The 19,673-nt window shown below is 57.7% G+C and carries 14 protein-coding genes; 11 read left to right on the top strand and 3 right to left on the bottom strand.

Annotated features, from left to right (window positions below; translation table 11 throughout):
- Positions 1-1,781 (top strand): hypothetical protein (locus tag ACWI8T_RS03425; protein ID WP_449137943.1); only part of this gene is annotated, 1,781 nt, incomplete at its 5' end.
- Between the two features lie 348 nt (positions 1,782-2,129).
- Here ACWI8T_RS03425 and ACWI8T_RS03420 read toward each other — a convergent pair.
- On the bottom strand, positions 2,130-3,296 hold the full coding sequence (locus tag ACWI8T_RS03420) for a DNA/RNA non-specific endonuclease (protein WP_449137942.1): 1,167 nt from the start codon (positions 3,294-3,296) through the stop codon (positions 2,130-2,132).
- Between the two features lie 262 nt (positions 3,297-3,558).
- Here ACWI8T_RS03420 and ACWI8T_RS03415 point away from each other — a divergent pair, with 262 nt between their 5' ends.
- Complete coding sequence (locus ACWI8T_RS03415) at positions 3,559-4,728, top strand: ATP-binding protein (protein WP_449137941.1); 1,170 nt, start codon at positions 3,559-3,561, stop codon at positions 4,726-4,728.
- 109 nt (positions 4,729-4,837) lie between these two features.
- On the opposite strand, the gene ACWI8T_RS03410 is transcribed toward ACWI8T_RS03415, so the two are convergent.
- The gene (locus ACWI8T_RS03410) at positions 4,838-5,503 is read right to left on the bottom strand and encodes an HAD family hydrolase (protein WP_449137940.1); all 666 of its coding nucleotides are present in this window, start codon (positions 5,501-5,503) and stop codon (positions 4,838-4,840) included.
- A gap of 547 nt (positions 5,504-6,050) precedes the next feature.
- On the opposite strand from ACWI8T_RS03410, the gene nagB reads away from it, so the two are divergent.
- The 5 genes from nagB to asnB all read left to right on the top strand — a co-directional run bounded on the left by nagB (position 6,051) and on the right by asnB (position 12,709).
- Positions 6,051-6,869, top strand: coding sequence for a glucosamine-6-phosphate deaminase (gene nagB / locus ACWI8T_RS03405; RefSeq protein WP_337426838.1), 819 nt, complete (start codon positions 6,051-6,053; stop codon positions 6,867-6,869).
- 189 nt (positions 6,870-7,058) lie between these two features.
- Positions 7,059-8,177: an N-acetylglucosamine-6-phosphate deacetylase gene (gene nagA, locus ACWI8T_RS03400; RefSeq protein WP_449137939.1), complete on the top strand. Its 1,119-nt coding sequence runs from the start codon at positions 7,059-7,061 to the stop codon at positions 8,175-8,177.
- Between the two features lie 334 nt (positions 8,178-8,511).
- Positions 8,512-8,955: a GatB/YqeY domain-containing protein gene (locus tag ACWI8T_RS03395; RefSeq protein WP_449137938.1), complete on the top strand. Its 444-nt coding sequence runs from the start codon at positions 8,512-8,514 to the stop codon at positions 8,953-8,955.
- Positions 8,956-9,157: 202 nt separating this feature from the next.
- Positions 9,158-10,411 carry a carboxylate--amine ligase gene (locus ACWI8T_RS03390; RefSeq protein ID WP_302854441.1) on the top strand — a complete coding sequence of 418 codons (1,254 nt, stop codon included), beginning with the start codon at positions 9,158-9,160 and terminating at the stop codon, positions 10,409-10,411.
- A gap of 453 nt (positions 10,412-10,864) precedes the next feature.
- Positions 10,865-12,709: an asparagine synthase (glutamine-hydrolyzing) gene (gene asnB / locus ACWI8T_RS03385; RefSeq protein WP_449137937.1), complete on the top strand. Its 1,845-nt coding sequence runs from the start codon at positions 10,865-10,867 to the stop codon at positions 12,707-12,709.
- Between the two features lie 59 nt (positions 12,710-12,768).
- On the opposite strand, the gene ACWI8T_RS03380 is transcribed toward asnB, so the two are convergent.
- Entirely contained in the window at positions 12,769-14,370 is a 1,602-nt protein-coding gene (locus ACWI8T_RS03380) for a Mur ligase family protein (RefSeq protein ID WP_449137936.1), read from the bottom strand.
- 378 nt (positions 14,371-14,748) lie between these two features.
- On the opposite strand from ACWI8T_RS03380, the gene ACWI8T_RS03375 reads away from it, so the two are divergent.
- The 4 genes from ACWI8T_RS03375 to ACWI8T_RS03360 all read left to right on the top strand — a co-directional run.
- On the top strand, positions 14,749-15,567 hold the full coding sequence (locus ACWI8T_RS03375; RefSeq protein ID WP_449137935.1) for a tRNA threonylcarbamoyladenosine dehydratase: 819 nt from the start codon (positions 14,749-14,751) through the stop codon (positions 15,565-15,567).
- A 131-nt stretch (positions 15,568-15,698) separates the two neighbouring features.
- On the top strand, positions 15,699-16,499 hold the full coding sequence (locus ACWI8T_RS03370) for a TatD family hydrolase (protein ID WP_449137934.1): 801 nt from the start codon (positions 15,699-15,701) through the stop codon (positions 16,497-16,499).
- A gap of 111 nt (positions 16,500-16,610) precedes the next feature.
- Positions 16,611-17,312: an ABC transporter ATP-binding protein gene (locus ACWI8T_RS03365; RefSeq protein ID WP_114615611.1), complete on the top strand. Its 702-nt coding sequence runs from the start codon at positions 16,611-16,613 to the stop codon at positions 17,310-17,312.
- 2 nt (positions 17,313-17,314) lie between these two features.
- On the top strand, positions 17,315-19,673 hold a 2,359-nt coding region (locus ACWI8T_RS03360), incomplete at its 3' end, for an FtsX-like permease family protein (protein ID WP_449137933.1).

Raw genomic sequence — 19,673 nt, 5'->3', positions numbered from 1 at the left:
ACTGGTCGGATGAGGGTACTACTGCCAAGCGCAGCAACTATACGGTCGAGGAGCATATCGGTACGCTAACCGTGACTGAATATGCAGACGAAATCGTGGCTGTTGCCAATGATGTGACCATGACCTACGACGGCATGCCGCATCGCGCCGAGGTTACCGTGACCGGCGTTCCCGAGGGTTATTCCGTGAAGACGGCCTGGTCTGGCGCCGAGGCTACCGACGTGACTGGTGCCGACGGCTTGGTCGCTAATGTTGATGAGATCGTTGTCGTGAACGCCGAAGGCAAGGATGTTACGGACAGCCTGAAGATTACCAAGAAGCCTGGCAAATTGGTGATTGAGCCCAAGGAGCTCACCGTGGTTACGATGGGCGCGAGCAAGCCGTACGACGGCACGCCCCTCACGGCCAACGGCAAAATCGAAGGCTTCGTCAATGGCGAGACTGCGGCCTTTGCTGTGATCGGTTCCCAGACCGAGGTCGGCGAATGCACCAACGCTTACACAATCGAGTGGTCCGGTAATGCCAAGCGGGGCAACTACACGGTCAAGGAGGAACTGGGCAAGCTCGAAGTGACGAAGAGCCAAGCGGCGATCGTAATCGTGCCGAAGGGCGGCAAGAAGACCTACGACGGCACTCCGCTTGTGAGCGAGGGCGCTGATGCCTACGGTCTGCCCGCTGGGTTTACATGCGAGGCAACGACCAAGGGTTCCGTTACGAACGTGGGAAGCGCCGTTGCCGAGATTGATACGTATGCCATTAAGAACGCCGATGGAAAGGACGTTACCGACCAATTCGGCAACGTGAGCACCGGATTCGCCACGCTCCTGGTGACCAAGCGTCCCGTGACCGTGGTTTCGGAGGACGCTTCCAAGGTCTACGACGGCACGCCGCTCACTAAGCACGAGGCCGGTGTAACCGAGGGCAGCATGGTTGACGGCGAGAGCTTCGTGTATGAATTCACGGGCATCCAGACCATTGCGGGCGAGAGCGCCAACTCCTTCATAATCAGTGCGGGAGACGGCACGAATCTTGACAACTACGAGATTACCAAGCAGGAAGGCACGTTGAAGGTCGAGCCGAAGGGTATCGTGCCCGGCGAGGACAACGGGATGAAGGTTACCAAGCCCGTCGACAAGGTCTACAACGGCAAGGAGCAGAAGTTCGTCCCCGTTGTGACTGACGGCGATAAGGCGCTCGTCGAGAACGTTGACTACGTCGTTACGTACACCGACGCCCTCGGCTTCGAGGACGACGCGGCGGCCAAGGACGACTTCACCAACGTGACCGGCGACATCTTTGTCACCGTTACGGGCATCGGCAACTACGCTGGCAGCCTCACGCAGAGCTATCAAATCACGCCGAAGCCTTACACGGTTACAACGGTTTCGGGTAGCAAGGTGTATGACGGCACGCCTCTCGAGGGTGCGTCGCTCGAAGGCAACTTCGTTGGCGGCCTGGTGAACGACGACGATGCGACGTTCGTGGTTACCGGCACGCAGACCGAGGTTGGCGCTTCCGACAACACGTACACGCTTGAGTTCGTTGACGAGCAGATGGCCAAGAATTACAAGTTCGTTAAGGAAGACATCGGCACGCTTACTGTGGTGAAGGATGAGAGCGAAGCTTCGCAGAATCCGAACGGTAATGGCGAGTCGAAGAACAAGGGCACTCTGCCCAAGACGAGCGACACGACGTTGGCTACGCTGCCCTTCGCCCTGGCGGTCGTAGCAGGTGCTGTGCTTTGCGCGGCGCCTGTTGCCCGCCGCCGCTCGAAGTTCTAGAGCGAACGCAGCGGCGAACTGGGTTTAAGCCTGCGGGATCGAAAAGGTCACGTCTAAGCGGCGTAGCCGATTTTTTCGAAATCGTGGGCTTTCCCGGAAGGCTTTGTGCGAATACGTCAAGACAATAGGGTATAAAAACCCGGTCGAGTACGGCTCGGCCGGGTTTTTTGTTGCCTCGTTTGACGGCGAGTTGGGCTTCGAAATTGAAGGGGGTATTCAAGTAAAACAGAGGCCATTTGCCTAAATATGTATTGCTACCTCGACTTTCAACTGATGGAGCGTATGAATAGCTGATAACCTGCTACGGTCCACGTTATAAAAGTGGAACTGCCATGGCTTACTATATCTTTAGGGGTTACACTGTTTGCAGGGCGAATAGCCTTCCGAAATAAGCTCGTCGCGCGTGGCTGTGGCCCCTTGTTTGTTATTGTCGGCTATGTCGTCGACCGAAGAGCAGGTCGGGCGATGGAACTTCATGCTCTTGGTATTGAGCACGTATTCTTGCGACCCATATGAGGTGGCCGAGCCTTCCTCGGAACCCGCGCCGTTGCTGGGATTCTTTGCGTCGCTCGAACCGGCTGCGTTGGTTGCCCGGTTGGATTGGCCGTTTTCGGCATCGCCCTTCGAAGTCGTATTATTCGTGCTCTCCGAGCGAGCATTTCCATTGGGGCTTTTGGTAGATGCACCGCTGGCTTCTTTGCCAGTCGCGTTCGGCGCCGTGCCCGCGCTGGTGGTGGTTGCCTCGCCACCGGTCGCCACATGTGGCACGTCGCTCGACTCACGACTTTTGCCCGTGACGTAATCGATTTCCACGCCGGGTTCTACGTTGTATACAAATACGTTGAAGCGAACGGCCTGCCCGCCATCTTCAATCGATTCCGCTTCCATCTGCACGCCGCGTGCTACGAGGTCGTTCGCGGCAAAAATGGGCGTCACGCGATAAAGCACGTGGTTGCCCGTTTGCTTCACGTAATTGGCCACGATGCTTTCGTAATAAGTCATGCCAACAGAATTCATGGTGCGCGTGCCCGTGATGAGGTTTTTCTCGTTGGCGTCTTCTCCGCAAAGCTGATGCGCAATCAGGTGGCTGCGATTGTAGAGCATTTCCTGCTCAACGAAGTCGTAGCGGTGCTGCTCCCAGCCGCTTGGATGCACCTGCGAAATATCGCCGCGAGGCGCGTTGCTCAACGTGTCGGTACCGATGAGCGCGAATGCCGCGCCGCAGCGCCCCTCGAAATCGAGGTCGGAGAATTCCATGAACGCGCCGCGTTTGAAGTCGTCGTCGGTAAAGCCTGGCTCGCCGTTGTTGACGTCAATGCAGAGTGCGCCCGAGTATTCGGGAATGTCGGCAATCTGCACGGCGGCGGGGCTGGCCGCCTGGGAATCGCTGAAAGAGCCGCTCTCGCATGCGGCGAGCGGCAATGCGCAACACAGCGCAAGAGCGATGGCGGCAAACAGCGCCGCAAAACGCGCGGGTATGGTGCGAGATTCATGCTCGCGAGAAGGTATCTGCATCAAAGCGATGCCTTTCTACATTGGTTGTAATAAACGCGGGCGTTCTGTTCTCGAATTATGGGTGACCCCGCGAAGTGCGAGGGCTATTGTATCGCGCACAGCGGTGCTGCAAGGGGCGTGCCACGATGATGCGATCTCATTGAGGAAACATGTCGTGCTGGCGCAGCCGCTTTGTACGGCGGGGTGAATAAAATCGCACTCTAACAGTGCGATTTCGAGTTAAAATTGCACTTTAAGAGTGCGATTTGAAAGGTGGTGCTTCATGGAGCGGCTCTACGAGTACATGAATCGTCAACTGAAAAGCGTAAACGATGAATTCCACCGATATATGTACGACAAAATCAACTGGGGCAATCGCATGCTTGGTTTGGTCGGGCCACGTGGCGTTGGCAAAACGACGTTGTTTTTACAACATATCAAGGAACATCACTCGACGGACGACACATTGTATGTTTCGGCCGAACATATGTATTTTGCCAACCATTCCTTGTATGGCCTGGCAGAGGAGTTTTTTAAAAACGGCGGCAAATATCTTTTTATCGATGAGGTTCATAAATACGAAGGCTGGTCGCGCGAACTCAAGCTCATGTACGATTCTCTTCCTGGTTTGCATGTGTACTTCACAGGCTCCTCGGTTCTTGATATCGAGAAAGGCGAGGCCGACTTGAGTCGCCGTGCGCCGAAATACCTTATGCAGGGAATGTCGTTCCGAGAATATTTAGCCGTTCGTCACGGCGTGCATGCTCCGTGCCTTTCGCTTGCGGACATACTTGCGCATAAGGAGGAAATTCCTGGGGTCGAACACCCGTTGCCCTTGTTCAAAGACTATTTGCGTTGCGGCTATTATCCCTTTGGCGACGACGAACAGTTCGATATTGAGCTTGGACAGGTCATTACACGAACGCTCGAGGTTGATATTCCCCAGTTTGCGGGCATGACGGCGGCGACCGGTCGCAAATTGAAGCGGCTTATGGCGATAGTGAGTACGCTGGCTCCCTTCAAACCGAATATGACAAGCTTGGGTAGTCAAATTCAAGTGAGTCGAAACAACGTCGAAGATTACCTGCTGTATATGGAGAAAGCGGGCATGGTTGCGCAGTTGCGCACGAATGCGGGCGGGCTTGGCGCGCTTGGAAAAACTGAGAAAGTGTATCTCGACAACACCAATATTCTGTACAACCTCAGTGAAGGAAGTGAAGATATTGGCAATGTGCGAGAGACGTTCTTTTTCAACCAAATGCGCGTGGGGCACAAGGTGACCGCATCGAAGATTTCCGATTTCGAGATCGATGGGCTTACGTTCGAGGTGGGCGGAAAGAACAAGGGCCAAAATCAAATTGCCGAAGCCAAGCGTGGATACGTCGTGAAAGACGATATTGAGTTTTCCTACGGAAACGTTATCGCGCTTTGGGCATTGGGACTCATGTATTGACGCGCCTTTTGCCAAATTCGATCGAAATCACGTCGTGCTCTGCTTCGCCTCGTATTTCGTCCTGCTGCTTTCAGCCTTTCTCCCCCCCGGTTTTCGTCTGTCTGCTTGCTTATTCCGCGAACTTCAGTAGCTCGGCGGGCGCGTCGATGAGCGCGCCGGGGTTGTTGCTCGTAAGGTGATCGAGCGTTTGGTAGCCCCATTTCGCGCCAATGGGGAATGCGCCAGCGTTGTTCGCGACCTGCATGTCCACATCGGAATCGCCGACATACGCCAAGCGCTCAACCGGTATGCCGAGTGTTTTCGCGACGAGCGTGAGGCCTTTCGGGTCGGGCTTGCGCGGCACAGGACCATCGCCAAGCGCGAAATCCATGAGGTCAGCGAAGTAATGCTTGGTTAGAATTTGCACACCGCCGTCGTATTTGTTCGATAGCACGGCGAGCTTCATGCCGCGTGCCTTCAGCTCGGCCAAGGTGTCGAGCATGCCGTCGTACACAGTCGTTTTCTGGTTGCCCACTTCGTCGTAGCGCGCTTTCCACCAGGCGAGCGCCGCTTCGGTGGCGTTGTCATTCAGGTCTTGCGGCAGCGCTTGCAGAATAAGCGAACGCAAGCCGTTGCCGATCATGGCCAAGATTTCTTCGGTGGTGTGCGTGGGGTAGCCGAAGTGCGTGAGCGTTTCGTTGGTCACGTCGACCAGGTCGGGCAGCGAATCGAGCAGCGTGCCGTCCATATCGAACACGAACGCCTCGAGGGGTTCGTGGGTGCGAAGTAATTCCATCGCGGGATCCTTTCGTGTTGGCGCGGCTGTGCCGCGCAGGTTTTGACCGGCTCGCAGTATACCTGTCGCATTTGACGCGCGTGTGGTGGGTGTTTTCCGAAAAGGTGTCGGCATACTTGGCGGGACTGGTCGCTCGTTCGAGAAAGGGGTCGGCCTGCGGGCATGTTCGTTTGCTTGTTTGAGGGAATGCCAGTTTGTTCGGGCTCCCTTGAGACTCGTTTGCTCGAGAGGGGCCAGCTGGTCATGCGGGTTCGCCATCATGCTCGGCGGGACTGGTTCGTTTGGTGTGGTCAGCCTGCTCGGACCGTCGAGTTGCCCGGTGCGTTTTTAGGCGATTGTCGTGGGCATCGGTTGGGTTTCGTTCCGCGCATGTTCCGCCTCGCGTTCGCAGTTTTATTTGGTATCGCGCGTTGCGCCCCTTGGCCGTCGCGCGTTCCGCCTCGCGAACGCCATAAGGCTTCTGTTGCTTTCCCGCCGCACCTGGAAATCGCCGCGTGAGCATGTATTATGAATAATCGCAAAATACAACGAAGAGAAGGATGCGTTCATGCAGATTTTCGTGACCAAAGACTATCAGGAAATGAGCGAAGCCGCCGCCGACATGATTGTCGACCTGGTCGAGGAAAAACCTGGCTGCGTGTTGGGCTTGGCCACCGGCTCCACGCCTGAGGGCCTCTACGCCGAAATCGCCAAGCGCCACGAAGCCGAGGACATCGACTTCTCGCGCGTTGCAACGTTCAACCTAGACGAATACCGCGGCCTGCCTGCCGACCATGAGCAGAGCTATCACTACTTCATGCAGAAGCACCTGTTCAGCAAGATTAACGTGCGCCCCGAGAACACGCATGTGCCCAATGGCGCCAACCCCGATGCTCAGGCCGCATGCGATGCCTACGAGGCTTCCATCCTGCTTGCCGGCGGCGTTGACCTGCAACTTCTGGGCCTGGGCCACAACGGCCACATCGGCTTCAACGAGCCCGCGCCCGAATTCCCGAAGGAAACCCACTGCGTCGACCTTACGGAATCCACCATTAACGCGAACAGCCGCCTGTTCGATTCCGCCGACGAAGTGCCCCGCCAGGCATACACCATGGGCATTGGTACCATCATGGCCGCCAAGCAGGTGCTCATCGTGGTGAGCGGCGAAGACAAGGCGCAAATCGTGCGCGATGCCTTCTTCGGCCCCGTGACCCCTGAGGTTCCCGCGTCCATTCTGCAGTTCCATCCCAATGCGGTGGCTATTGTGGACGAAGCGGCGTTCTCGCTGTGCGGCGACCTTGCCGATGAAGGCTGCGGTTGCGGCGATCCCGATTGCGATTGCGACCACGACCACGAGCATGGCGAAGGCTGCGGCTGCCACGAATAGTAAACCGAGGAAGCGGCCCCTGTGGCCGCTTCTTTTTTGGGCTAGGTGGCGACATTGGCCTTTGCGCAACGTTTCGTCAAAGCGTTGATGCTGCGCGCTCGTCGCGGTTTTGGCTTCGCAGCGTGCGTTTCAACTGGTCACGATTAAATTGAGGCAGGGTTTCCTGTCTATAACGAAAGGAAGCGCGGCATGCTGAAAATTGCTGGTGCGAAAGTTTTCAAGAACGACGAATTCGTCGAAGACGATATCTTCATCGAAGGCGACCGCATCGTTGCGACCGGCGACGAGATGGGCGAGGTCATCGACGCCAAGGGGCTGCTCGCCATTCCTGGCTTGGTCGACGTGCATTCCCATGGTGCGGTGGGGCACGATTTCTGCGACGGCACGCATGAGTCGATCGACGCCATTACGCGCTACGAGGCCAGCCGCGGCGTAACCGCATGGTGCGGCACGACCATGACATTCCCCGAAGAAAAGCTCGCGGGCATTATGGAATGCGCCGCCGAGCATGTTGACGCCCCCGATGCTGCCGCGCTCGTGGGTATCAATATGGAAGGTCCGTTCATCAGCCCTGAAAAGGTGGGCGCACAAAACCCCGCCTACGTGCAGCAGTGCAATGCGGCAATGTTTTGTCGCTTGCAGAATGCGTCGGGCGGCAAAATCAAGCTTGTCGATATTGCCCCCGAGGAGCCCGGCGCGCTCGAATTCGTCGATGAAATGCACGATGCCGTGCGCATTTCCGTTGCCCATACGTGCGCGAATTACGATCAGGCGGCCGAGGCATTTCGTCGCGGCGCCAAGCATGTGACGCATTTGTACAACGCCATGCCGGGGCTGCATCACCGTAAGCCGGGCGTGATTCCTGCGGCGCTCGAGGCGGGCGCGACTCCCGAGATTATCGCCGATGGCGTGCATATTCACCCCGCCATGGTGCGCCTTGCGTTCTCGATGTTTGGTGCCGAGCGCATGATTCTAATCAGCGATTCCATGGAAGCCACCGGCATGCCCGATGGCGAATATAGTCTGGGCGGGCAGGCCGTGACGAAGAACGGCTCGCATGCCACGCTGCACGACGGTACGCTGGCTGGAAGCGCGACCGACCTGATGGGCTGCATGAAGGTTGCCGCTACTGAAATGGGCTTGCCGCTCGAGGTGGCTGTGCGCGCAGCGACGGAAAACCCCGCACGCGCGATTGGCGTGTTCGACGAGCGCGGCAGTCTCGACGCGGGCAAGGTTGCCGACGTGGTGTTGCTCAATGCCGACCTGAACGTCGCGGGCGTCATTTTGCGCGGCAAACGCATTCGCTAACTTGTTCAAAAATAGCTTCGAATGTGGCAACGATCTATGCTCGCTTGCGCGTCGATTGTGGTGCGATGCGTTGCGACCTGGGCTTTTCTAATTGCAAGTCGCTCAACTCAGGTCTATGCTCGGTCAAAATGCCACATTCGGGCACCTTTTTGCGCATATTTCTGGCACGCTGCTCTCGCGGTGCGCCCTCAAGCAAACTTGCGCCCCGCGCTCCGCTTTCGCGCGTCCGCACCGCATCGTGCTCCTTCGTGCATGGTTTTGGCTTGCCGTTTTCCACACGCGTACGTGTTCGCGCTATACTCGCTGATAGATGGCACTTTAGAAAGAGGCACTCATGAAATACGAAGAGCTCAAAGACGAAATCAAGGCCGCGATGAAGGCGCACGACAATGTGCGTCGCGACATTCTGCGCCAGGTGCACGGCGAAATCAAGAATATCGAGGTCAACGAGCGTCGCGAGGCGACCGATGCCGACGTCGATGCTATGCTCAAGCGCGTCATTAAGCAGACGAGCGAAACGCTCGAGGGCTCTATCAAAGCTGCGAACAACGACGAGCGCACGGCCATGCTGAAGGAGCAGGTCGAGATTCTTGAGGGCTACCTGCCCAAGCAGCTCGCGGGCGACGAGCTTGTGGCGCTTGTCGAGAAAACCATTGCCGATCTTGGCGCCACCACCAAGCGCGAAATGGGCAAGGTTATGGGCGCGCTTACCGCTGCCACTGGCGGAAACTTCGACAAGGCTCAGGCCGCCAAGGAAGTTGGCAGCCGTCTGTCGTAGCTGGCGCCCAACACCATCGAACAGAGTTTTAAGCATAAAGAAGCGCGGTTTTCGAATCGCGCTTCTTTGATAACGAAGCAATGCGCAAGAACCTTGCCCCAGGGCCGTTCGTGCGCTCTTTTTTGAGGTGCGACGGAAGTGCCCAATGCGGCGTATAATCGCACAAGCTTTCTGCAAACCATCTTTTGAAGGAACTGCATTTATGGCAACCGAAAAACCCGATTTCATTCCCGTTCTCATCGGCGGCGATATGAATTGCTACAGCGTCGCGCGCGCCATCCATGAGGAGTATGGCGTGAAGAGCTACGCGTTTGGTCGCTTCCCCGCGGGCGACACCATGCATAGCCGCATCGTGGAGTGCTTCTATGACGAGCATATGGACAAGCCCGAAGTGGTGTTGGCGAAGGTGAAGGAATTTGCCGCTCAGCACCCCGATAAAACGCATCTAGTGTGGGGCTGCGCTGACGTATATGCGCAGGTCATTTCTGAAATCCAGAACGATTTGCCCGAAAACTGCGTCACGCTCTACATTCAGCCCGACCTGCGCGACAAGCTCGAAAGCAAGCTGAGCTTTTACGAGATGTGCGACAAGTATGGCATTCCGTACCCCAAAACGTTTGTGGTGCGCCCTAGCGAGTGGGAACAGGGCGTGGCCGAGGCCGACCTTACCGAGGAGAAAATCGGTTTCAAATACCCCATCATCGTGAAGCCGTCTATGAGCTCAACGTATTGGGAGCACCCGTTTGACCACATGAAGAAGGTGTACACCGCGCAAAACCCCGCCGAGGCGGCGCATATTTTGGGCCTCATTTTCGGCGCGGGCTATCCCGATGAAGTGCTGCTGCAAGACATGGTTGTCGGCGAAGATTGCAACATGAACGTGCTCACCGCGTATTGCGATCGCAACTGCAAGGTGAAGCTCATCTGCTTCGGTCGCGAAGGCCTCGAGGAGCACACGCCCACCGCGCTTGGCAACCCGTGCGCCATTATCACGCAGCCCAACCCTGAGCTGCAGCAGCTCATTAAAAACTTCCTTGAGGAAATTCATTTCACGGGCTTCGCGAACTTCGACATTAAGCGCGACGATCGCGATGGCTCGTACAAGGTGTTCGAGGTAAACCTGCGCCAAGGCCGCACGAACTACCATGTGACCGCTGCCGGCCACAACCTCGCAAAGTTCGTCGTGGAAGACCGCGTGTATAAGCGTGATTTGGGTGAATGCGTCGAAAACACCAACGAGGTGTTCTGGCATTCCGTGCCGCGCAAGGTCGTTTACGATTACGTGAAAGACCCCGAGTTCGTTGAACGCGCGAAGAAGCTCGTGGCTGCCGGCAAGGAATCGATGACGTTTGATTACCCGTATGATCTGCGCTTCAACCCCATGCGTTGGGCTTGGGTGAAGATTCACGTGTTCCGTTACTTCGACAAGTTCAAAAACCCCGAAAACTATCGCTAAGTGAAAGTTGAAAGGCCAGCCCGTGCTGGCCTTTTGCATGCGCGGATGCGCGAGATGCGGTGCGGTGTCGAGGTGCGCGGGCGGCGTCGAGGTGCGCGGGCGGCGTCGTATGCGGTGCATGGTGCACGGGCGTTGTGCGCAGACGTTACGCCCCGGCGCGGGTCGGGTCGCGGCGCCCTGGCTTTCTGTGCGTTTGCTTTGGCTTGAGCCCTCGTGGCTTTGGCGATTGCCGACCCTGGTGGCTTCCGCGATCGCGCCGGAGCCAGTTGCTTCTGCGGTTGCCAATGCGGTCGTTTCCGCAATCACGCGCGTCGTTTCTTCCGCGCGCGTGCGAACAGCGGCGGCATTAGGCGTTTTAACGAAGATTCGCGCGAAGGTGCGCAAGCGCGGTAAAATTCAGATTTCAGCGATTTATCGGCTTTAATGCTGTGCCATACAAACGAAAGGTGCCCTATGTGCGGATTCGTCGGATTTACCGGTGATGTCGAAAACAAGGAGCAAGTGCTCACGAGCATGATGGACCGCATCGTCCACCGCGGTCCCGACATGGGCGATACGTTCTTCGCGCCGGGTGTGGCGTTGGGCTTCCGCCGCTTGTCGATCCTCGACCTTACGCCGGCGGGCTCCCAGCCCATGAGCAACGAAGACGGCAGCGTCGTCATCGTGTTCAACGGCGAAATCTACAATTTCATGGAGCTTCGCGGCGAGCTCGAGGCGAAGGGCTATACCTTCCATTGCGGCGCCGACACCGAGTCGCTTCTGCATGGCTACGAGGAGTGGGGCGAGGAAATCGTCGACAAGCTTCGTGGCATGTATGCGTTCGTTATCTGGGATAAGAAGAAGAATCGCCTGTTCGGCGCTCGCGATATTTTCGGCATCAAGCCGTTTTATTACTCCGAGGCCGAAGATGGCAGCGGCCTGATGTTCGGCAGCGAGATCAAGAGCTTCCTCGCGCACCCGAAGTTCCACAAGGCCGTGAACCACAATGCGCTGCGTCCGTATCTCACGCTGCAGTTCTCCGCGACCGACGAAACGTTCTTCGAGGGCGTGTACAAGCTGCCGGCCGCGCATTGCTTCACTTACGACCTGGCCACCCACACGATGGATGTGCGCCGCTATTGGGATTGCGATTTCTCGGAAATCGACAAGCCGTTCGAGGAATATGTCGACGAGCTCGATGAAATGGTGCATGAAAGCGTGAGCGCGCACCGCATCGCCGACGTGAAGGTGGGCAGCTTCCTTTCGGGCGGCGTCGATTCGAGCTACATCGCCGCATGCCTCATGCCCGACAAAACGTTCTCGGTCGGTTTCGATTACAACAAGTTCAACGAAACCAATTACGCCAAGGAACTTTCCGACAAGCTGGGCATCGAGAACTACCGCAAGATGATTTCTGCGGACGAGTTTTTCGAAGCCTTGCCCGAGATTCAGTACCACATGGACGAGCCGCAGTCGAATCTGTCGAGCGTGCCGCTGTGGTTCTTGGCGCAAATGGCTGCTGAGCAGGTTACGGTTGTGCTTTCGGGCGAAGGCGCCGACGAGATTTTCGGCGGCTATGCATGGTATGAGGACAACCCGTCGGTTGCGAAATACAAGCGCATGGTGCCGTTCGGCGTGCGCCGCGCGCTGGGCAAGGCAGCGAAGCACATGCCGTATTTCAAGGGCCATAACTTCCTTATGAAGGGTGCCGAAATGGCCGAGGAATACTTCGTTGGCCAGGCGCTCGTGTGGCCTGAGCGCGAAGTCTCGAGCGTGCTGCGCCCCGAATACGACAAGGGTGAAGGCGCTTTCGAGCTTGCCGCGCCCATTTATGCGCGCGTTTCCGATAAGAGCGAGCTCATTCGCAAGCAGTACCTCGACATGAATATGTGGTTGCCGGGCGATATTCTGCTTAAGGCCGACAAGATGTGCATGGCGCACTCGCTTGAGCTGCGCGTTCCGTTCCTTGATCGCCGTGTGATGGAATTTGCCGAGCATATTCCCGATCGCTATCGCGTGAATGAAAACGGCAACAAGCTCGTGCTGCGCCACGCCGCGAACAAGAGCCTGCCCGATGAGTGGGCGACGCGTCCGAAAGTCGGCTTCCCCGTGCCTATGATTTATTGGCTGCGCGAAGAGAAGTGGTACAACTGGGTGAAGGAATACTTCACGGCGCCGTGGGCGAGCGAGTTCTTCGATTGCGACGTGCTTATGGGATTGCTCGACGAGCACTACGAGGGCAAGGCGCAGAACCAACGCAAGATTTATACGCCGCTCGTGTTCCTTATTTGGTACAAGCGCTACTTCATCGACGAATAGCGAACGAAAGAAAGCCGCCCCGGGGCGGCTTTCTTGTTTGGGGTGGGTTGCGTGCGACGTTAGGCGCCCAGAACCTCGTGGGCAATGGCTGAGTCGCTCTTGATAGGCTCGAAGTTGTCACCGCGATGCTGCAGCTCTTCTTCGCCTTTGGCGAGAAATGCGATAACCGTGGGTTTGCCGCTTTCGTGGGCGACTTCCACGGCGCGCTTGAAGGCTTCTTCGCGGTCGTAGATGATTTCGTGCGCAACGCCTTCGGGGGTGTTGTTGGCCATCTCGGCGCAAATGTCTTCCACGCGATCGTGCGCGGGATCTTCTTCGGCGTAAATGAGCAGGTCGGCGTAGGCGCCGGCGGTTTGCGGCAGCACTTCGCGGCGCTCGTACGCCTTGCCGCCCGGAGCGCCGAAAATGGCGATGATCTGCTGACCCGGATATTCCTTCTTCAACGACTTGAACAGCGTTTCGAACGAAAGCTTGTTGTGCGCGTAGTCGACGATGGCGGTGATGGGCTCGTTTGGCGAAGCGATGATTTCCATGCGGCCAGGCACGCGTACGTGCGAAAGGCCCTGCTCAATCGCGTTCCAGCCGATGCCCAAAAGACGCGCGCACGCGATGGCGCACAGCGCGTTTTCGGCATTGAACAGGCCTGCGATGCTCAGCTTGACCGTGTGAGCGCTGGCCGAAGCATCTTCTTCGCCTGCCGCTGCGGCGAGTTTGGCGCTTTCTGCGATATCGAATTCGATGCCGCCTTTGACCGTGCGCACGTTGCTGGCGACCAAATCGGCGCTGTCGCAGTCGACGCCGACAGTGAACAACTGCGGGGCGGCTTTCGCGGCTGCCACGACCTCGTCAACGTGTTCGGTGCCAAGGTTTATCACAGCGCATTCGCATTGGTCGAAAATGCGGAGCTTGCTTTCGAAATAATCTTCGAACGTGGGGTGCTCGGCGGGCGAAATATGGTCGCGGCCGATGTTGAGGAAGCAGGCGATGTTCAGGGTGAGCCCCAGCACGCGGTCGTATTTGAGCGCCTGACTGGAAACCTCCATGACCATATGGGCGCGGCCCGAAGCCACGGTATTGGAAAGGTGGCGCCACAAATCGGGCGATTCGGGCGTCGTGTTGCAGCTCTCGAACTCCTCGATGCCGTCGTCGGTTTCGATGGAGCCAAGAATCGAGGTGCTCACCTCGGCGGCGTCCATAATGGCGTGCAGCATGTACGAGGTTGTGGTTTTGCCTTTGGTGCCCGTGATGCCCACGATGTTCAGCCCGGTGCTCGGGTCGCCATAGGCGACCTTCGATGCCGTAGCCATGGCGCGGCGCACGTCGGCGGCCACGATTGCGGGGGTGCCTGCGGCTGCGGCGGCCAAGTCGGCGGGCGCGGTTAGTTTGCCCTGCTCGTCGAGCTCGCCCTGGCACAGATAGGCGGCGGCGCCGCTTGCGATGGCGCTTTCGAGAAACGCCGGCTTGAAGCCCGCGCCTTTGCAGATGAACAGGCATGTAGCGGCGGCCTTGCGCGAATCAATCGCGACGCCGCGAATTTCGGTGGACGCGTCGCCCACGATTTCGCAGTCGGTGCCGTTGGCGCGAATCGCTTCGGCGATGGCTTGAAGTGAGACAAGGGGCGTGCCGCCAAAATCATTGGTCTGGGGCAGGGTGGTGCTCATGATGACTCCTTGTTTTCGGTGGTGCAGCTGCGAGCGCGTTCTTGGAGCGCGTCGGCTGCGGTTTCCGGGCGCTCTTTCGGTCCCGGTTTCTCGTGTGGTAAATATTCCAGCATTGTAGTCTTCTTTTGCAGGTGGGCTTGCGCCGCGCCTCCGTATTCACGCCCAAGCCAGAATCACGACCTGTTAAATGCTCGTAGCGTTTAGCAGGTGTTGCCGGCTGCTCGCCTGCTGCCCCGCTAGCGCTCCAGAATCCGCTAGGCACCTGCGATTGTGCTAAACGCTACGAGCATTTAGCAGGTTCTGGGGTTTACAATGGCCAGGTTTGAAGAATCGCCGATTCATTTTCGCGATACGGCATGCATAGAAAGATCCACTTATATGAACGCTTCCGAAAACACGTACGCCTACCCGAATGGCATCGCTGGCCCTGCTCCCGAGCCCGCTCCAGGTGACGATGCGGCCGACTCTCGCCTGCGCCGAATTATGGGCGATGATGGCATGGAGCGCCTGGTCAACGCGACGGTTATGGTGTTGGGCTTGGGCGGCGTGGGATCGAGCTGCGTTGAGGCGCTCGTGCGCGGCGGCGTGGGTCGTTTGGTGCTCATCGATCGCGATGTGGTGTCGCCGAGCAATGTGAATCGCCAGGTCATCGCGTTTCAGAGCACGATGGGCCGCCGGAAAATCGACGTGATGCGCGAAATGTGTTTGGATATCAATCCCAACGTGCACGTCGTTACCAAGCATTCGTTCGTCCTCGCCGAGACTTTCGACGAGCTGTATGCCGAGTGCCTCGAAGAGTGTGACGGTCGCATCGATTTCGTTCTTGACTGCATCGACACCATTTCGACGAAAATTGTCATTGCGGAATTCGCGCAAAAGCACGGCTTGCGCTTGATAAGCGCCATGGGTGCCGCCAATAAGCTGCAGCCTGAATATTTGCGTGCGTCTGATTTGTACGAAACCGTGAACGACCCCATTTCGCGCATCATGCGCAAGGAATGCCGCAAGCGCGGTATCAAGCATCTGCGCGTCGTGTATTCTTGCGAGCAGCCTGTGCCCGTGCCGGTGCGTGAAGGCGCTCCTCGCAGTGAGCGATCGAATTTGGGCACGGCATCGTATATGCCTCCCATGATGGGTCAAATGATCGCGGCTGAAACGCTTCGCGCCATCGCACACGTGGGGGAATTCGCCGACTAACTGGGAATATAGGCTCCATTCGAAAATCTTTCGCGCCGTTGCGTCTGGGTTGTTTGCGCCCTTTGTCCTTTGAGTGGTATAACCTTATTGGGAAAAACGTGGGGGCGCGTGCATAAAAAGAGGGGGACGCTATGACGGTCTTTGATTTGTATGACATGCATTGTCACCTGGCTTTTTCTCCCGATACTCGAGCATCGGCTATCGCGTTGCGCCAAGAGGGAATAGGCGGCATGTGCGCTACGGTGACTCCCGATGAATATCATCTGGCGTCATTGGCCTTGGCCGATGAGCTCAATCGAAATTCCAACTTCAAACTCGGTGTAGGCTTGCACCCGTGGTGGCTTTCCGACGGTTCGTGCGGCGCCGATGCGGTTGATAAGCTCGTTGCCTACGCTGCCGAAACGCGCTTTATTGGCGAAATCGGTCTTGATTTTGCGCCCCGTCGTGCCGAAAGCGCCCAACTGCAGCGCACGGTGTTCGCGCGCATTGCCGCGGCGTCGAGGGGCAAAGTGCTCTCGTTACATGTCGTGAAAAGCGTGGGCGTGGCGCTTGATCTCATGGAAAGCGTGGGGCTCGTGGCTCCTGGTGCGCCGCAGGGCCCTCAAAACCCGCAGGGTACCGCGGTGATTTTCCACTGGTTCTCTGGTTCGGGTGTCGAGCTTGCGCGCGCCATCGAATGCGGCTGCTATTTTTCCATCAATCCTCGCATGCTTTCCACTAAGCGCGGCCGCGCGTATGTGCAGCAAATCCCTGAAGAAAAATTGCTGCTTGAAAGCGACCTGCCGCCCGCCGCGGGCGCGGAATTCAACGCTCGAGAAGTGCGCGCGCTGCTGGAAGCGTCCCTCGAGCATATGGCAGAGCTGCGCAGGTGCCGCCTCGATTCACTGAAGGAGAAAGTGGCGGCTAACAGCCGCGCTCTTCTCGAGGGATAACCAAGCCTGTTGTGGGGCCGCTGGCATAAAATCATCGCTGGTTTCCGCGGCGCTTTCAATATACTCAGTATGAGGGATTATTCAGGAAACCGCGCTGCGTAAGGGGTCGCTATGGCATTCGTCGAATTTAAGGATGTGCGTAAGATCTATACCATGGGCGAAGTGCAGGTGGCTGCCGTCGATGGCATGTCTTTCGAAATCGAGCAAGGCGAACTCGTGGTGGTCGTCGGCCCCTCTGGCTCAGGCAAAACGACCCTGCTTAACATGATGGGCGGCATGGATTCATGTACATCGGGTTCTATTACGCTCGATGGCGCCCGCGTCGATCAGTTTGATGAAAAGCAGCTCACCGATTACCGTCGTTACGATATCGGCTTTGTGTTCCAATTCTATAACTTGGTGCAAAATCTTACCGCGCTCGAAAACGTGGAGCTTGCGAGCCAAATTTGCCGCAATCCTCTTCCGCCTGCCGACGTGTTGACCCAGGTGGGGCTCGCGCATCGCATGGACAACTTCCCCGCGCAACTCTCGGGCGGCGAACAGCAGCGTGTGGCCATTGCCCGTGCCATCGCGAAAAACCCGAAGCTCTTGCTGTGCGATGAGCCCACGGGCGCACTCGATTACAAAACGGGCAAGGCCATTTTGAAGCTGTTGCAAGACACGTGCCGCGAAACGGGGCGCACGGTGGTGCTCATTACGCACAATTCCGCGTTCTGCGCTATTGCCGACCGCGTGATTCATGTGAAAGAAGGAAAAGTCGAGCGCATGGAGCTCAATGCCCATCCGCAAGCCGCCGAAACGGTTGAGTGGTAAGCATGGCGAGCGCATTCGGAAAAGATCTGCGGCGTTCTATCACCCATTCGTGGGGCCGCTTTTTGGCGATTGCGATTATCGCCGCACTTGGTGCGGGCTTTTATGCCGGCCTGCGCATGACGGGGCCCGACATGCGCCTTGCGGGCGACGAATACTATGACGGCACGAGTTTGGCCGACATGCGCGTGGTTTCGACGATTGGATTCGATGAGGCGCAAATCGACGCGTTGCGCGATGTGGAGGGCGTTTCGGCTGTTATGCCCGCTCGCGAAGCCGACGCCATTTCAGAATTGGATGGCGTGCAATATACGCTGTGCTTCCAGTCGCTTGATGTTGACGCTGCCCAGGCGAGCACGTGCGACGATGGCTTTACCGTGCAATCGAGCGACGATTCGTATTTGAACAGGCCTGTCTTGAAGAGCGGCACCTGGCCCACGAAAAGCGACGAGTGCCTGCTTTCTTCTGACACGGTGTGGCAGACCGATGTGCATATCGGCGACAAGGTGCGCCTTATCGAGGGCACGCAAGATTTGGATGACAACTTCGCCGAGCGCGAGTTCACGGTGGTCGGCTTCGTGAATTCGTCGTATTACACGTGCTCGACTAACGTGGGTTCGACGTCGCTTGGAAGCGGCCGTCTTACGAGCTTCGTGTTCGTTCCCGATTCGGCCTTCGCTGACGATTATCCCATTACCGAAGCGTTCATCGCGGTCGATGGTGCGCGCGACTTGCCATGGGCAAGCGATGCCTATCAGGCGAAAGTCGACGAAGTAGCCAATCGCATCGACGCGATTGCCGACGATTTGAAGGCATCGCGCATCGAGGGCCTGCAGGCCGACGCCCAGGCCACGCTCGATGAAAAGCGTGCGGAATACGAGCAGAAGAAGACCGACGCGCTCGCGCAGCTCGACGATGGCCAGGCGACGCTCGACGATTCTAAGGCGCAGCTCGATTCTGCGGCCGTTGAGCTTGAATCGGCGAAGGCGACCATTGCTCAAAGCGAATCGCAGTTGGCAAGCGGTCGCGCCCAGTATGAGTCGGGTGTGGCCGAACTCGCCGACCAGCGTTCGCAAGCGCAAGCGGCATTGGCTCAGGCTCAGGCGTCGATTGACGAAGGGTGGGCGAAATACCACGCCGCCATGCAGACGCGTGAAATGCTGAACAATAAGCTCTCCGAGGCGCAAAGGGGCCTCGTCGAGGTAAACGATGGCCTTGCGAAGGTCGCGGCCGGAATTGAGCAGGCGCAGCAGGCGATTGATGGGTTGCAGGTGGCGATTGCGGGCGTGAAAGCGCAAATCAAGGCGCTTGATCAGACCGACCCCGCTTACGAGAAAACGAAAGCGCAGCTCGAGGCGCAAAAGACAGCTCTTGAACAGCAGTTTGCCCAAGCCCAGACGTCCTTGCCACAGCTCCAGCAGCAGCAAGCGCAGCTTGAATCCCAGAAAACCGAAATCGAGGCGGGCATCGCTCAGCTTCAGGCGGGCATCGCTCAAATCGACACAGAAACTGCGGGCGTGCCTGAGCAACTTGCGGTGGGCGAGCAGGAACTTGCTGCCCAGAAGGCTGCGGCCAACCAGGGCTTCGCGAGCGGCCAGGCCTCGCTCGATGCCGCGGCGGCGCAGTTTGCCCAAGGCCAGGCGCAGCTTGATGAGGGCCGCGCTCAGCTCAAAAGCGGCCAGGCCGAATATGCCGATGGTTTGTCGCAGTGGGAAAACGGCGCGGCCGAGCTTGCTGATAAGCGCGCCCAGGCCGAGGCCGAATTCGCCGACGCCGAAGCGCAGCTCGCCGACGCCCAAGCCGAGGTGGACGACATTGCCACTATGGATGCCGACGTGTATGCGCTCGATTTGAAGAAGAACATCGGCGCCGAAAGCTTCCGTTCCGACGCGGGACGCATTGATCAAATTGCCCAGGTGTTCCCACTGCTGTTCTTCCTTGTGGCCGCTTTGGTTTCGCTTACGACTATGACGCGCATGGTCGATGAAGAGCGCGTGCTTATTGGCACGTTTAAGGCGCTTGGCTATTCCAATGGACGCATCGCCTCGAAGTATTTGGTGTATGCCATGGTTGCCAGCGGCGTGGGCTCAATCGTGGGCATTGCGCTGCTGTCGCAATTTTTGCCGTGGTTCATCATGAATGCGTACGCGATTATTTATGTTGTGCCGTGCAGGCCTACGCCAATCGACCCTGCTCTGTTCTTGCTGGCAGCGGGCCTTTCCGTGGGCATCACGGTTGCGGCAACGCTGTTCGCTGCGATGGCCACCCTGCGCGAAAAGCCGGCAGCCCTTATGCTGCCCCGCGCGCCGAAGGCCGGCAAGCGCATTCTGCTCGAACGTATTCGTCCGCTGTGGAGCCGCATGT

It is taken from the genome of Slackia sp. (assembly GCF_977041755.1).
The sequence above is the reverse complement of the archived record's forward strand: the minus strand, read 5'-3'. Positions and strand labels throughout refer to the sequence as shown.